The organism is Mucilaginibacter sp. (assembly GCF_964263795.1).
In the GTDB taxonomy this organism is placed as follows: domain Bacteria; phylum Bacteroidota; class Bacteroidia; order Sphingobacteriales; family Sphingobacteriaceae; genus Mucilaginibacter.
On the sequence record NZ_CAXVWK010000052.1, the window covers coordinates 1 to 14,419 of the forward strand.

General features: G+C 45.2%; 13 protein-coding genes and 1 pseudogene. All 14 read right to left on the reverse strand.

Features of this window, described 5'->3' with window-relative positions; genetic code table 11:
- On the reverse strand, positions 1-750 hold a 750-nt coding region (locus ACE5CV_RS08765), incomplete at its 3' end, for a hypothetical protein (protein ID WP_374949792.1).
- A 159-nt stretch (positions 751-909) separates the two neighbouring features.
- A complete protein-coding gene (locus tag ACE5CV_RS08770; RefSeq protein WP_374949793.1) occupies positions 910-1,188 on the reverse strand; it encodes a hypothetical protein in 279 nt (92 codons plus the stop codon).
- Positions 1,189-1,244: 56 nt separating this feature from the next.
- Positions 1,245-1,703 carry a PH domain-containing protein gene (locus ACE5CV_RS08775; protein WP_374949794.1) on the reverse strand — a complete coding sequence of 153 codons (459 nt, stop codon included), beginning with the start codon at positions 1,701-1,703 and terminating at the stop codon, positions 1,245-1,247.
- On the reverse strand, positions 1,687-2,283 hold the full coding sequence (locus tag ACE5CV_RS08780) for a hypothetical protein (RefSeq protein ID WP_374949795.1): 597 nt from the start codon (positions 2,281-2,283) through the stop codon (positions 1,687-1,689). The genes ACE5CV_RS08775 and ACE5CV_RS08780 overlap by 17 nt, the downstream gene beginning before the upstream one ends.
- A gap of 5 nt (positions 2,284-2,288) precedes the next feature.
- Positions 2,289-3,059 carry a DUF4099 domain-containing protein gene (locus ACE5CV_RS08785; RefSeq protein ID WP_374949796.1) on the reverse strand — a complete coding sequence of 257 codons (771 nt, stop codon included), beginning with the start codon at positions 3,057-3,059 and terminating at the stop codon, positions 2,289-2,291.
- A gap of 1 nt (position 3,060) precedes the next feature.
- Complete coding sequence (locus ACE5CV_RS08790) at positions 3,061-4,239, reverse strand: zincin-like metallopeptidase domain-containing protein (protein ID WP_374949797.1); 1,179 nt, start codon at positions 4,237-4,239, stop codon at positions 3,061-3,063.
- Positions 4,184-4,660, reverse strand: a complete 477-nt coding sequence (locus tag ACE5CV_RS08795; protein WP_374949798.1) for a M23 family metallopeptidase — start codon at positions 4,658-4,660, stop codon at positions 4,184-4,186. Before ACE5CV_RS08795 ends, ACE5CV_RS08790 begins: the two co-directional genes overlap by 56 nt.
- Positions 4,657-5,064, reverse strand: coding sequence for a hypothetical protein (locus ACE5CV_RS08800; protein WP_374949799.1), 408 nt, complete (start codon positions 5,062-5,064; stop codon positions 4,657-4,659). The genes ACE5CV_RS08795 and ACE5CV_RS08800 overlap by 4 nt, the downstream gene beginning before the upstream one ends.
- 20 nt (positions 5,065-5,084) lie before the next feature.
- On the reverse strand, positions 5,085-5,489 hold the full coding sequence (locus ACE5CV_RS08805; RefSeq protein ID WP_374949800.1) for a hypothetical protein: 405 nt from the start codon (positions 5,487-5,489) through the stop codon (positions 5,085-5,087).
- Between the two features lie 57 nt (positions 5,490-5,546).
- Positions 5,547-5,966, reverse strand: a complete 420-nt coding sequence (locus ACE5CV_RS08810; protein ID WP_374949801.1) for a hypothetical protein — start codon at positions 5,964-5,966, stop codon at positions 5,547-5,549.
- Positions 5,963-7,962 (reverse strand): annotated as a pseudogene (locus ACE5CV_RS08815) (type IV secretion system DNA-binding domain-containing protein). Before ACE5CV_RS08815 ends, ACE5CV_RS08810 begins: the two are co-directional and overlap by 4 nt.
- A gap of 122 nt (positions 7,963-8,084) precedes the next feature.
- Positions 8,085-8,711 (reverse strand): hypothetical protein, encoded by a 627-nt coding sequence (locus ACE5CV_RS08820; protein ID WP_374949802.1) that lies wholly within the window; start codon positions 8,709-8,711, stop codon positions 8,085-8,087.
- Positions 8,712-8,728: 17 nt separating this feature from the next.
- Positions 8,729-14,188: a helicase-related protein gene (locus ACE5CV_RS08825; RefSeq protein WP_374949803.1), complete on the reverse strand. Its 5,460-nt coding sequence runs from the start codon at positions 14,186-14,188 to the stop codon at positions 8,729-8,731.
- A 1-nt stretch (position 14,189) separates the two neighbouring features.
- Positions 14,190-14,405, reverse strand: coding sequence for a hypothetical protein (locus ACE5CV_RS08830; protein ID WP_292945205.1), 216 nt, complete (start codon positions 14,403-14,405; stop codon positions 14,190-14,192).
- Positions 14,406-14,419 lie beyond the last annotated feature (14 nt).

Sequence of the window (14,419 nt, forward strand, 5' to 3'; positions counted from 1 at the left end):
ATTTTCAATCAATTCAGGTAAGCCCGATTCAGATAAAGGGAAAACTTTGGCTGCTAAATTCGCTGTTATGGGATATTCTCGTAACAGTTCTGAAAGATCCGACCCGTATTCACGTGCCACTGCAACAGGATCGAGATGGAGCTCGTTTGGTATTTCAAGAACCACGACATTTTCCGGCAATTCCATTAAGTCTTCCGGTGGCATATAAAGTTCATGTGTCTGGGTATTGAAAAAACACAGGTAACTATCGCCATAATCATCCATCTCAAAATCATCAAAGCTAATATTTTTCCAGGGCTGTTCAGTATCCCTCATTTGCCTCAATCGCCAATCCACTGTAAAATCAGTTCCGGCAAGATCGATATGTGGCAGTTTGCCTGATTGACGAATTTTTAACAGTTCTTCGGCCTTTTGTTGCTGCACGGGATCTTCCATGCGAATCCTTATCATTTCCTGCTTGTGCTGCTCATATTCATTAATTAACACTTTAAGGAACACGTTAGCAATGTATGTCTCCCAACTTTCGTGAGATTTGGGCGAAAGCCGATTATTATGAAAGAGCATGTTATCCGCTTGGGTAATTTCATTTTCATTCCATGTTTCAAAACTTTCCCTGGCAGCGTCGAAATTTTTGTGTTCAGCGAATTTCAGAACAAGTTCTGCACGAAGCATCGGTCCATAAAGTTCAATCAGTTCCTTTTCCGTTATCGTCCCGGTTGATTTAAACGCGGGCTGTTTTGAAGGGTCCATAAAATTGAGTGATGGGGCTAAGGGAAGCCTGGTTAGGGTGAGATAGGTAAAAAATAAAAGTCCCCAAACACTCGCTGCCGGGGACTTTCAACCTAAACCTTATCACAATTAACCGGCAGGTCGCCGGTATATTAGATGTTGCAAATTATCAATTATTTTTCAATAATGCCTGTTAAACGCAGAGTTACGCATGTACTCATTGAACCTGCGCTGATATTCCCGTTCTTCATTTAATCTTTTATAAAGAACGTTACACCTCCAGGCACAGGCACCGCAAGCTATGAAGGCAACTGCTAAACAGGTTAATGTTTCCTTCCTCGCCTCCGCCTTTTGAACTTCGGTCATTTCAGCCTTGGTATGCTTCCTTCCAACAGCCCCAAAAAAGGCAAACATGGATATGATACAGGTTAATAATATGTTACGTACAATAGCTTTCATGACAATCATTTATTAATTAAAATTACTAATTAAATTAGTAATTTCCAAGTACTTACTTAATTTAATTCATAAATATTGTTGTTTTTACGGGCGCTCAAAACCCTATCCCGAATGGTATCAAGGATGCCGGATTCAGGGATACCCTCAAAGCGGATAACCTTGTTTTCTTCATCGGTACTTTTTAAGGTGAGGTACATCAGTTTGCATATTTGCAACAGGAACGGCTGTGTAATAATATAATCCTTCACCCGGAACATCTCCACCTGGTCAATGCGTTTAAATAATATGCCTTTTGTGATCAGTATATATTCTACGCTAACCAGATATTTAAAACTTCGGATATATAGCAGACGGTACCAGGCCAGTCCGCATACAGCGAGGCTAAATAGAACAAAATAAGGCGAGAGGTACCAGGCCAGCAGCAGAAACGTCAGCGCTAACAGGATAAGCGGAAATGCTTTGAAAAAGGCAAACAGCATGGCTGGCCTTAATAAAATATCATCGTTCTGATTCATATTTTAGTTGGTCTAAAAAGGTTAATGATCGAACCGACTTAGCGGTTCGGAAACGGGGGCGAATACCAAAGGATTCCTGGAAGGCATGCAAGGAAACCTGCTCCTGGTGGAAAACCCGCAGGCGGCTATTTCTATAAATATGAATTTCTGCATCCCTATGAAGGATTCTAACCGGGATATTTTTGATAGCTGATGTTAACTTGATATCCGTGAGATGCCCAACCAAGTCCTTTCCAAATGCAAGTATGACCTTGCGGCACGGAAAGTGCTGCCCGATCCATTCACCCTGACCTGGATGCAACCTGTTTCCAATAGCGACAAATGCCAGTTGTTCAAGCCTGGGATACCGATGGCGGTTTAGGGTAATGAATGCAATTGCTTCCATTGCCGAATAAGTAATTATCAAATCGGTTGCATGTTGAGTTCCTGCAAACCAGAGATTTGTTGTCGAAGGGACAATGTGAAAGCCTTCGCCATAACGTTCATATTGATCGCCATAGGAAAAGGACAGATCAGGCGTTGCATTAAAAAAGGCCTGGACTTCCAATGGAATACCAAGCCTTGTTAAAAGGTTATTCATCTGTCTTACCGCCCTTTGCGGCTTCGGGATTGTTCAAACTCATGCGGTTTAAATCCACGCTGGTTCTCGATATCCTTAAGCGCCTGATGATAACCAGGACTTAATTTTTCAGCAGATTTCTGATCGCGCTTCTGGTTAAACATTGCATTCAGGCCCTTGTACACCATATAAGAAAGGCCGCCATCAATCAATATTGAAGCGACAAGCCTTAATTTATTAGAGCGAATGCCATGATGGTCTGTGGCTGAATAATTTAATTTAGTACCATCAGCAATCTGAACTTCTTTACCTTTCCGATAGGCCTCTTTTTGCGCAGGTGTTAAGAATTCATTATTAACCATATCCGGTGCCAGGATCTTATCCGTATCTGATACAATAAATTCCTTTGTTTCCGGGTCATATTCAACCAGCATTTCTTTTTTGTTGCCGTGGTTATCCAATGTGATCTTTAATAAGTTAGCGACTTCACCTTTGCGCAATTGCTGAGCTTCCGTTTCGTTGAGGAAGTCAGGGATATCCGTCTTGCGGTAGATGGGATTAATCAATAAATCCAGCTTGCCGGATTCGTTGAGCTTCAAAGAGATTTTGGCGTTGATGGATTTGATCTTGATGTTATCGGTTTCCAAATCGTGCAATTCGAGCAGAGAAGTACGGCGACCTGAAAGCAGTGCTTTCAGGTCATCGACATTTAACAGGAGCTGGCCTCCTGAGGCCAGCCCGATTGTCTCCAGGTCCTTGACCGGGAGATCATTTTCGTGAAACGTTATCGGGTTCATATTAACGGCCTATTTTTGGAGTTTGCCCCTGTTCCTCGGACTGGCCCTGTTCTTCCTCTAAAACCAATTCCGGTTCACGGGGATTGGTTTTGGCCTCCAGCAAGGATTTGTAAAGGCCGTATTCCGGCTTTAGCACTTTGCGGGTCCCTTCGGCATCTTCTACTTTGATACTCTTGGTTTTATAGGTTTCCAGTACCTTATAGGTAGTATCCATATAGGCAATCTCATCACCTTTATTAAATCCTATGGTTTCGGCACCTTGTTTTTGTTCCCGTTTTAGTGAAACGCCCAATAATAGGTTAGCTATTTTTTGTGCATCACGGGATGCTTTTACAATTTCAAAAGGTTCGTCCTTTAGGATCTTGGCAAAGTTGTTCATGTAGGCAGCTTGTTGCCCAAAGTTATGGCCGACCTTTAATTCACCACCGATCAGGATACCGGCAATGGCGGCGCGCATTTCTTCGCGCGCATAATCAAGGGAACCAAATTTACCCTCCATCGGACGATTAAGGCGGCTTTCATGGCCAGTCCAGTGCGCCAGTTGGTGAATGGCAGCCTGCAGGTATTTGGTTTCGTTCTCAAAATGTTCCGGCTCGGGCATGATGATCGCGTCGCGAACCTTGTCATAATAAGCCTCCTGACCACCGTGAATGATCACCGCTTTGCTGTCATCGATCAGTTTTGCAGCCCGTTCGATGGGTGAAAGGGTTTGGCCTTCATTTTGTTTGGCCAAAAACTCTTCCAATGGTTCGAGGTCTTTCAGCTGGCTGCCATTGAAAAGGAAAGCCTGGCCCCGCTGCGGTTTATCAAATTCTACCTTTTTGGTTTGGGTAACACCCGCATCATCCTTGATGACCTTACCCTCAGCGGTGCGGATAGCCTGAATGTCGCTCGTTTTTGGAAACTCGATCAGGGTACCGGTTTCATCCTTTTTTACCCAATTCCCGGCATAACGCGCGGCATCAGCCGACATCCAGCGTGGGTCTTCATGGCGCTGCATACCGAGGATTAGCGCATTCATGGCACTATATCCTTTCCCGGTTGTTGGGTTGATCGGTTTAACAAAGGCAGGCATGCCATTTTCTTTAACCGGTTTTTGAAACAGGGAGTTACCCTCTTTGATTTCAGCGATCAGCTTGTCTGAAAGCTGGATCGGCAGTGGTTTGAAATTTTTGCTCATTGTTTTGTTTTTTAAGCAGTTCGTATAAAAATTTAATTGGATTGATGTATTGATGCTTGTAGCAAATGCTGAAGTGCAGGTGCTCGCCGGTCACGTGTCCGGTAGCCCCGGTGATGCCGATAGGCTCACCGGCAGTTACGCTATCGGTAGGTATTACAAAAATTTGGCTGAGGTGGCCGTATTTGGATTCGACCGCGCTATGAGCCAGCCGAATGTTGATGCCCAGGCCATTATCATAGCCCGTTGTTTTGACCAGTCCACTAAGGATCGCATAAACGGTATCATGGCGGGCTTTGAGATCGACACCCGCATGCATGGCGTATTTGCCGGTAAGAGGGTGGATCCGGTAACCGTATTCGGAATTTATTTTTAGATGTTTAAGAGGCAGGCAGACCAGGCAGAAGCTGATCAGTAGTTTCATCGGCTATATGATTTCGCCAATTCCTGTTTTTGAGCAGGGCTGATAGAAGCCAGTACCTTTTCCTGTAAACCGGGATGATCGTTAGCGATAGCTAAAGCGGAGTACAAAGCCTGTGAGGTGCCCCTGTCCAGTAACAGCATGATCTTGTACATGGCCTTAAAATCATCGAGCGGCATGGACGAGCCGTTGTTAGTCAGGTCATTGAAGATCTCCTGTTTATCTTTCAGCATCATGACCTGCGCTGCAGGGTAAAATGCTTCCCCGCCCTCGGGGAACCGTACATAATTTTCTGTTTCAGACCTGGCATAGGTTAACACGCCGATGTGCCCCCTCTTATTTTCCGGGTCAGTTTCTAAATCCGGCTGCACCAAAACGAGTGTGCCGGTTAACGTTTGATTTTCCATGATGTTTAATTGTTAAATGTTTACCTGCCAACCTTTCGTGTTGGCGTTAAGTCGATGACCTCGTTCAACCGGATGGTAGCTTCGCGATGAAGTTCCGGGTCATCTTGTAGGAGGATATAGGCCTTTTTCAGTTGGTCGGGCGATCCGGATGCCTGCAGCAATGCCAGTGTTTGCAGATTTTGAGCTACTGGCGGCCATTGCATGGACCTGAATTTTTCCGCCAATGACTTCAATTCTTCCGTAGCTTTCAGGACAAACAGTGTTTTAGCGCTGAAAGCATCTACCTCCTCGTCCTCAAACCGTACGCCTATTTTATCTGCTTCAAAGTCTGTAAATTCAATGAGGCCGATCTGGCCAACGTGGTCAGAAGTCCAAAGGACCGGGCTGACCATGACCATCAAGCCCATAGTTTCTTTTTGTTTCATGCTAATTGCTTTAAATGTTTGTTTGAATTTATAAATGGCTGTTCGGCATGTAAGGGCTTATCTTTTCAAACCCCTGGTTTGATCTATTCCAAGAAACTGGTCTAAACCAATGGTCACCGCATCGCGAATGTTGCCGTTCTTTTTAACCAGTTCCATTGCGGTTCGGATATGTTTTTCTGTTCCATGATCCAGTAAGAGCGCGATGTTTTTCAAGTCTTTAAAATCATCTACAGATAGCCTGAGCGCATTTTCATGCATATAATCATAGATGTCGCCAGGCTCTCTGAAGGTGAGCAGGGCATCAGCACCGTAAAAGCCGACTTCATGGTCGTCAAAACCCATATAAAATTCATCGGTATTGAGAATTGCGGCTGTTATAAAACCGATCTCGCCCTGTTTATTTGCCGGGTCTTCTTTCAGGTCAGGGTGTACCAACAAATAGTGGGGCAACTGTATTTCGTTGGCTTCTTCTTTCATTTTCTCATGGTGGCTTTAACTGGTGTAACCGGTGCTGGCGGTTTGAATGCCAATACCATTTCCTGTATTTCCTGGCTGATATGGTTAAAGTTCTGCCGTAGTTTTTCATCAAGCTTCCCGCCGAAATCATAAAAGGACGGCAAAGGCTTATAGCCTTTTTCTTCCCGCTTGATGGCTTCCATATCGAGATTGATCCGGCAGTTAACTGCAGAAGTTTCAAATTGACCGGTAAACTTTTCCTGTGCGTCGGCGGCGATGACACCAACCATCTCACCGGAATTAAGCGATGCGATTTTTCCTGCGGGGATAAGTGCTTCCAGTTTTTCATTCAGGGAGGTCGAAGTTTTATTGCGGTCGATGGACAGGCCTTCACCGATCTGTTTGGATTTACCAAAGAGGCGCTCCAGCCATTCCAGCGTGTCCTTATTTCTGACCGAACCGGAAAGCACAGTACCCACTACAGCGGTGATGGTGGCTGCAGTATCTTTTCCGTATTGCTGGTTGAACTGTGGCAACTCCTGTAATCCCATCAAAACGGCTACCTTATTCGACCTGGCAGTTGCTATTAGATTTTCCACGCGGTGAACAAATAAGGTGGGTACTTCATCCACGATCAGCGCGGAAGGCAAATTGCCTTTGGTATTGATCAACTTGGTAAGGCGGTTGATGATGATAGAATAGCAGGCCGAATTGATATTTTGGGTGTTCGGGTCATTTGCCAGTACCAGCATACCGGGATTTTCCTTATCGGAGATCTTCAAATCAAAGTCATTCCCTGAGAATACCCAATACGTTTCTTTTGTAGCCAACCGGCTGATAAAGATTTTCAGCGTTCCTATTTGTCCCTCCAACTGGTCGAACGCTTTTGCGTTATAAGCGGTCATAAAAGGTGACAGCAACGAACGCAGTTCCGGCTCTGAGGTCAGGGCATTAAATATTTCCTCATAAGAGCGGTTCAGCAAAGCCAATACATGGGGGAAGCTGGAATAAATGCCGCCTTTGTATTTGCTCATGAAATAAACACAGGATGCTAAAAAGTTAATAGCAGACTGGTAAAGAATTGATCACTGCCACCGGAGCGGTCGCCTTTCTTTAATGCCTCCACCAATGCCTCGGCAGTTTCCGCCGCATCGGCCAATGATTTAATATAATCGGCCCGCCACGGGTTGATCCTGCGGCTTCTTTCAATGTCATTAAGATTAATGACATGAAAAGCAAAGCCTTTTAGTTTACCGTTCTGTTTGGCCAGCAGATAGTGGTAATAAGCAATATGCCCAAGGTCGGGGAACTTGAAATCATACAGGCATACTGCAAACTCTTTAGCGATCAGCTGGCGAATAAAGGGATTAACGATACTAAACGATTTACCTGAACCGGGTGTACCGATCACCATGGTGCCGCGAAATACATTGCAGATATTGATCCACCCATTTCTTACTTTTCCTTTGTAATAGAAAAGCATGGGGATATTGACCGAATAAGGCGTCTCCACCCGCTTGACCGGTTGCATGAAGCTTTCTGCTTCGGTGTTCCATTTATCCTTACCCAAGCCTGATTTGATAAACTTGGAGATGTTATCCATAGACAGGCTCACCATGAGCGCACCGGAAAATGAGCAAATGAGATAAAGCAGGTTATACCAACTGGTATAGGCAAATGCTACCGGGGAGGCACGACCCGCAAATACAAGGCTGCCGAAGAATAAAAACAGACCGATTACAAGCGGATAGATGATATGTTTTTTAGGGTCGAGGTCTGTTTTCTTTTTTGCCAGCGTACCGATGCTGACCAGGCAGATGAGGCCAAACGTGGTTAGCTTGCTATAAACCAGGGCGGAATAAATGACCAGGTGGCTGATCTTATCCAGTGGCGTAAAAAAAATGCCCCAGAAAGGGGCATCATGATAAATAAAAATGGCAGCTTCTAAACCTATGGATATATAGATGGCGCATTGCAAAAACCCATGGAGTTTTTGCTGTTCTCTGGTTTCTTCCATATAATTGTTTTTTAAGTGTAGGAAGGAGGGCTTCGCCGTTCTTCCATATCAGGAATGTTATCAAATAAAAAAAGCGATCGGCTTATGCGGATGGCTTGTTCAGATCGCTCTGTTAATTGCGGTTAGCGCTGCTTATTCTTACGCCTTAAATAACCGTTTATGATTTTATTCACTTTAGCGCCGCCCTTTATCGGAGCGAAAATGATATGCTCCGGCCATAACGGTGCTTTTGATGCAGCAGCGATCTCATGTGGAAAAGCGGTATTAAAGTAAGTCCGATTGATAAAGAAGCCCTTGGCCTTTTTACGGCAAGTGATCTCCTTAAAACTAATCGAGTTCCAGCAGTTATTCACTTCATAAAAGCAACTGTACTTTTTATCTACAAAAAAATACCTGCCTGCTATTTCAGCCAAAGGCAGCTTGATGTCTGATTCCACCCGCCATTCCGGATTGAGTTCATCAAGCTTTGCGGCCTCACCCGCAGGGTCTAAAGCGCTAAAGGAGTGAAACCAGTAGATGTGAATGTGCTCGGGAGGTGTCGCCACAAAGGGGCCATTATAACAATTCCTGATCAAAGGGTCATACCATAATTCGATGCGATCTTTAAAAGAGCGGGCTTCCCCCATATCGATCTGGTTTTCGGGGTTTTCGACCTCAATCAGATATTGCCACTGCGCATCAACGTAAAACGATGTTTCACCCAATTGGATTACCGGCCTTGGCTTGGTATAGACACTGATCTGTTCCATAGTTTAGATTTTAAATGTTAACGTTTAGTACCAGCAGGGACCAGCTCAATCGAATCATCGACATCATCAATTGTCATTTGATCTGCCTGAGCCTGCTTTTCCCTTTCAGCTATTTTTTGATTGATCTCCATATCGAGTTTCTCCACTTCCTTTTTTAAGGAAGCCAATTCATACTCCTGGTCAAAGGGCCTAAGCGACAACTCACGTACTTCAGGAATTTGTTTGTTGATACCATCCAACTCCTTTTCGTATCGCTCCGCCATGCCAATAACCCTGTTGATCGCATCCAAAAAATACCTTGCCGCATGTTTGGGATTGTCAATGTTAGGTGCCCCACCATTTTGCATATACTTTATGCCGGTTGACCGGCTTTCTGCGTATAGGGAGGTTACATGAGTGATCCTACTGGAGAAACCATCCTCAATGGTTTGCAGCTTTCGCCTGATAAACAGATCAAAGCCATACAATTCACCTAAATGAAGATCTGGCTTGCTATAATCAGCAGGCGACCAGTTTTTATACAAAGCGATCAGGTGATTGCCAATAGCAACGGTATCTGCCAATTCAGAATCTTTTAATTTAAGCGGGTTCTGTTTGGCTCCGTCTTCATCCAGTTTCAGGACTTTTTTGTAGCTCACCTCGTCCTTGCGCAGCAGTTCCAAAGTGGACTGAGTTTCCCGGCTTTTCTTTTCCAGGTCTTCCAGAAGGTAGCGGCTGCGGGAGACTTCCTTAAAGTGGGCACCTTTATACCCTTCCAGTTCGGCAACTTTTTTTTCAAGGCGTGTCTTTTCCAATAAGGAGGTATCCCCTGATAAAATGGCGATATACTCAGAGAAACTCATGCCGCTTTGTTCATCCATTGCCCCTTCATCCAGGGTACGCACGGATAATTCATTGTTCTTCATCTGGCTAATGAAGATCTGCTTGTTTTTTAACAGGTTGAACTTGTAGTTGTCCAGTGATTGTTCTACCGCGTAAATGAAGTTCCTGACCTTGTTGCCATAAAACTGTTTGGCCAACCAGTTACCCTGCCGTGCCCCGCGGCCATCACGCTGTTCCAGTTCAGAAGGTTTCCAGGGGATATCCAAATGGTGCATGGCAACGATGCGTTCCTGAACATTTAAACCTGTTCCGGCTTTTTCGGTGCTGCCAATGAGAATCCTGATCTCCCCGGCGTTCATTTTTTTAAACAGCTCTTTACGCTGCTTATCGGTCGCCCAGTTATGTATAAAGGTGATTTGACTCGCCGGGATGTTGAAATCATTGATCAGCTTATCCCGCAGGGCATCATACACATTAAATTCATCGGGTTTCGGTGTGCCGATATCGCTGAATACGATCTGCGTTCCCTTATGCGGCGTACTTTCATGGTAGATCTCTGCCACATTCCGCGCGCAAACATTGACTTTATTGCCTGGGTTGTCGCCATATTTATCCGGGTTTACCAACCGCATATCTACCGCCATTTTCTTGGCATAGTTGGTGGCGATGAGCATCCGGCCTTTGTCCTCATCTTTGGTCAGGGGACGCCTGCCGATAAAGGTGGCATCACCCGTCTTGGCGAATTGCATCAGGCGCTTAATGAAGTCCTGCTGATCAGGCGTGGGTTTGATATTGACCAGTGTTTCCTCAATTTCCGGCTTATCGAGATTGATATGTTTAGCTGTCTTGTAATCGGTGATCTGGTTATAAAATAAGGCAAGTTCCGGTACTTTAATAAAATGGCGAAAACGTTCCTTCGCCCTGATCTCGTTGGTGACCGTAAATTCAAAATCGACTGTTTTGCGCGCATAAACCGCAGCCCATGCATCAAAATTGCTGATATGCTGCCTTTCCAGTTCCCTCGGGCGGAGGTACTTAAAAATGAGGTACATTTCCGTCAGGCTGTTGGAAATTGGGGTGCCGGAAAGGAAGGTAGCGCACAGGTCCGTATCGTAGCGGTCCTGTAAGGTACGAATGGCAAAAAGCATGTTAAGCGCTTTCTGACTGCCGGCGATATTTCCCAAACCTGCAACTTTAGTATGCCTGGTGGTAAACGTGAGGTTCTTAAACTTATGGGATTCATCAATGAACAGGTGATCGATAGCCATTTCCCGGAAATTGATACCGGTATCCTTTCGGTTTTCGATGGCATCGATCACGCTTTTCAGCTTGGCCTCCAGGTTTTCCTTCCTGATCTCTAAACCTTTCAGCTTCTCTTTGGTGATCTCTTCACCACCGCTTTGCATGGCCAGTAGATCAAGCTCCGTGTTGTCCAGTTCGATCTCTAAGATCTGCCGCTGGATCTCCGGGTCCTGGGGGATTTTACCAAATTGGTCATGGGTTAAAATGATACAATCCCAGTTGTTATTTTTGATCTCGTGAAAAATCCGTTTGCGCTTGGCCGGTTCAAAATCATTTTCGCCCGGTGCCAGTAATTTAGCTTTTGGATAAGCCAGCCGGAACGTATCGGTGATCTGCTGGACGTTAGCCTTTAAAGCCAGGATCATTGGTTTATGAACGATCCCCAACCGTTTCATTTCCATGGCTGCGATGATCATGGTCAGGGTCTTACCGAGCCCAACTTCATGGTCGATCAGCCCGCCATTATTTTGAATCACCCGCCAGGTCGCATTTCGTTGCGAGGGATAAAGGTCTAAGATCTTTAAAGCTTTAAAATCAAGGCCCGGAAAGGTCAGGTGACTCCCATCATATTCGCGCAGCGCATAACAGTTGTACGTGTCATTGTATAGCTTTTCTAAATACTTTTTATCCTCATTCGGCAGTTCCAGCAGCCAAAGCAGGTAACGCGCCCTGATATTATCGACCTTGCGGTGCGCGTTTTGTATCGCTTCCGTATCCGGTACCCGTACTACTTTCCCGTACTGTTCTACCGGGTAGGTAAAATGAGGATTGGTATTGAGGAGGGCATATTCCAACAAGGTGCGTCCGGTGATCTTGTTGCTTTCCTTTGGCGTGACTGAAAACTCTTCATTGGTTATCGTATTGCCTTTTTTGGCATAGCTGACCTTATAGTCATCAATGGATGCCAGGTAATTTATTTTGGTATCCAGTTTGAAAAGGTCAGTTGCAAACCGCTGGTAAAAATCAATCGGCACCCAGCGCTCCCCAAGATTAAAATCAAGCCTTTCAAATGGTATTCGTTCAGGCTGTACACGCCGGATAGCAGCAAGGCTTCTTGCGAACTGAAGATTTTGCGGATCGTCACCGGCCAGCTTTTCAGCCGCCTTCAATTTCAGCACAACATTACCCGAAAGATAATTATCGGTTGTTTCCCAGTTCAGCGTTTGCGGGTTGAGCAGGATCTGCTTATCCAATTGCAGGATGATCTCATTCGCTGTTAAACCGGTGATCTGTCCGATAAGCATTAAATCCACCCTGCCGGTGTCGTTCAGGCATCTTGCCAGCGCTTCAGCAGGATCATCGGTTTTCAGCATTTCCTTTTGCTGAAAAAGCGGCCCGTGAAAGATATCGGAGCGAACAAATTGTTCATTCTCCCTGACTTCGAGAGAGGACAGTACCTTGAAGCCTAATGCCGCATCATTTAGGATGCGGTTCCGGTTGGCATTTTTATTCAGCTCGCCATGTTTGACTATGAAGGCATCATAATAAAAGTTGAGCGATTTACGTAGTTCAGGAAACTGGATCTCGTGCTCATTTTCGTAACCCGATAACTCCAGGTAAATATCCCGCAGGGTCAGGTAATCCTCGTAAAAAGGCAATTCCGGCTGTGGATCAAGCGCATCGAATTTAGCTTCGAAGTTGTGCGGCTCAGCAATAAGTCCAAGCTTACCATTAAATAAAACCAGGGTATCCTTAATATAAAAAGGCTTCAGGTCGGTAAAGGCTTTCGGCTTATCAGGTTGCAGTTTAAAAGCCGGTTCGAGACTGCTATCACCTTCATATCGATGGTCATGACCGAAGCTTTTTAATTTAACCGAGAGGCTGTCCAACTCCTGTCCAAGAACATTACCCGACATCCATTTGCCGGGAAATGAAATCTCGGATAGGTTACTGTAAAGCTTATATACATACCTGTTATTAGCTTTGGAACGGGCTGTGAGCAATACAATACTGTCATGCAAAGGCCGGGCAGTTGTGCGGATCACGCTGATCTGCCGAACGGTACCGGCATCTACAAATTGCTTATCCAAATCATCCAGGTAAGCTGATGCTTTGTTATCCTGGTCAGTTTGAACCGGCGCATCGAACAAGCCTAACTGGCCAAAACTCAAACCTTTTTTATCCTCCGATCTCGGCGGCTGGGGTACCGCCAAAAAGGTAAACTGTTTAAGTTGCGTCTCCTTTGTGTCAAAGGAAATCGCTTCCCACTTAGCGTAGTTAAAATTGGCAAAACCGGCTACCAATTGCTCCTGAAGGGAAGGAACGATGTCCAACATATCGCCATTTTGCCAGGCGACCCGTGACGCTTTGCCCCGTGCATTGGTGCCCTCAATAATTTCATCGGCGTATACCAATTCATTTTTGCCGGCTAACCAGGCGTTCAGGTAATATTTACCAAATGAATTTTCTACCTCTATCGTATCGATCAACTGGCTTTCCGCTTCGGTGAGGGTTTCCTTTAGATCATTTTTCTGTACCAGGATGAGGTGCATGCCAACTTCTACATTCGCATTTTCCTTCATCAGGTTGGCAGGCAGCACGGCTACACTTAACAGGTCAGCGGAGGTAAACAGGTATTTTCGGGCCGTTTCGTTTGATGGGTTATTCAGGAAAGCCTCGGTAACGATATATGCTAAAATGCCGCCATCCTTAATTTTATCCAGCCCCTTAGCGAAGAAATAGGTATGCACTTTAGCTGATATGCCGCTTTTATTATAGGCAGGGTCATGAACCGCGATCTTACCAAAAGGGATATTGCTGATAACCACATCGGATTGCGCTTTTTCTGTGGCAGGGGTTTCTTCCAGTTTTTTGATCTGAACATCCACAGGTATCTGAGAAACCGAACATAAGGCGGTGAGGATCTTACCGGTGAGGATATCCTTTTCAACCGCATTGATCTGTTGCAGGCCATCAAACGCTGCTACGGCCTCATCAATAAATACACCGACCCCGGCACTTGGCTCATATATTCGTTTTGGTAAAATATGGGCCTCTTTCATGGCAGCATAGATCGCCCTTGGAATATAGTCTGGTGTATAATAGGCAGTTTGTGAACTACTTTTCAAGGCATCAATCGTTGCCTTATAATCCTTTGATGTTAGTTGTTCCTGCAACAGGCCATGCAGTTCCATCACTTGTGGGTAGAGCTTTAGATCGGTTTTTGAAGCTCCCAAATTCTCCCAGGTCCAAATGTCCCCGGGGGGAAACAATACTGCTTTTAACCCGCCGAAACCGGCATATTTTTTCAGCGTTTCTAATTCTGTTTCGGAGAGCTGCTGTCCATTAAAGTCCAGCGCGATTCGGATGGCCGCAATATTATCTGCCATCTTCTTTACCGGATTAAATGCCATACTAAACCTCCTGTAAATAATTTGCTATGGTGCCGATCACTTCATATTTTAGGAAGCGGTCGTCCTCGTCAAGGCCCTGGATGAGCGGGGCGCAGACTTCGAGGATATTGGTAAGCTCGTAGTGGAGAATCCCGTTGTTGGAAAAGCGCAGGTAGGCCCTGAAAAATTCTTCTTCCAACACAAGCTTTACGTAATCGTAGGCTATGGAATCAGTCATGATAATGATAATAG

Excerpts from the sequence above, each read along its gene's own strand:
- ACE5CV_RS08770 (WP_374949793.1), bottom strand. The coding sequence starts at position 1,188 with ATGAAAGCTATTGTACGTAACATATTATTAACCTGTATCATATCCATG.
- ACE5CV_RS08775 (WP_374949794.1), bottom strand. The coding sequence starts at position 1,703 with ATGAATCAGAACGATGATATTTTATTAAGGCCAGCCATGCTGTTTGCC.
- ACE5CV_RS08780 (WP_374949795.1), bottom strand. The coding sequence starts at position 2,283 with ATGAATAACCTTTTAACAAGGCTTGGTATTCCATTGGAAGTCCAGGCC.
- ACE5CV_RS08785 (WP_374949796.1), bottom strand. The coding sequence starts at position 3,059 with ATGAACCCGATAACGTTTCACGAAAATGATCTCCCGGTCAAGGACCTG.
- ACE5CV_RS08790 (WP_374949797.1), bottom strand. The coding sequence starts at position 4,239 with ATGAGCAAAAATTTCAAACCACTGCCGATCCAGCTTTCAGACAAGCTG.
- ACE5CV_RS08795 (WP_374949798.1), bottom strand. The coding sequence starts at position 4,660 with ATGAAACTACTGATCAGCTTCTGCCTGGTCTGCCTGCCTCTTAAACAT.
- ACE5CV_RS08800 (WP_374949799.1), bottom strand. The coding sequence starts at position 5,064 with ATGGAAAATCAAACGTTAACCGGCACACTCGTTTTGGTGCAGCCGGAT.
- ACE5CV_RS08805 (WP_374949800.1), bottom strand. The coding sequence starts at position 5,489 with ATGAAACAAAAAGAAACTATGGGCTTGATGGTCATGGTCAGCCCGGTC.
- ACE5CV_RS08810 (WP_374949801.1), bottom strand. The coding sequence starts at position 5,966 with ATGAAAGAAGAAGCCAACGAAATACAGTTGCCCCACTATTTGTTGGTA.
- ACE5CV_RS08820 (WP_374949802.1), bottom strand. The coding sequence starts at position 8,711 with ATGGAACAGATCAGTGTCTATACCAAGCCAAGGCCGGTAATCCAATTG.
- ACE5CV_RS08825 (WP_374949803.1), bottom strand. The coding sequence starts at position 14,188 with ATGGCATTTAATCCGGTAAAGAAGATGGCAGATAATATTGCGGCCATC.
- ACE5CV_RS08830 (WP_292945205.1), bottom strand. The coding sequence starts at position 14,405 with ATGACTGATTCCATAGCCTACGATTACGTAAAGCTTGTGTTGGAAGAA.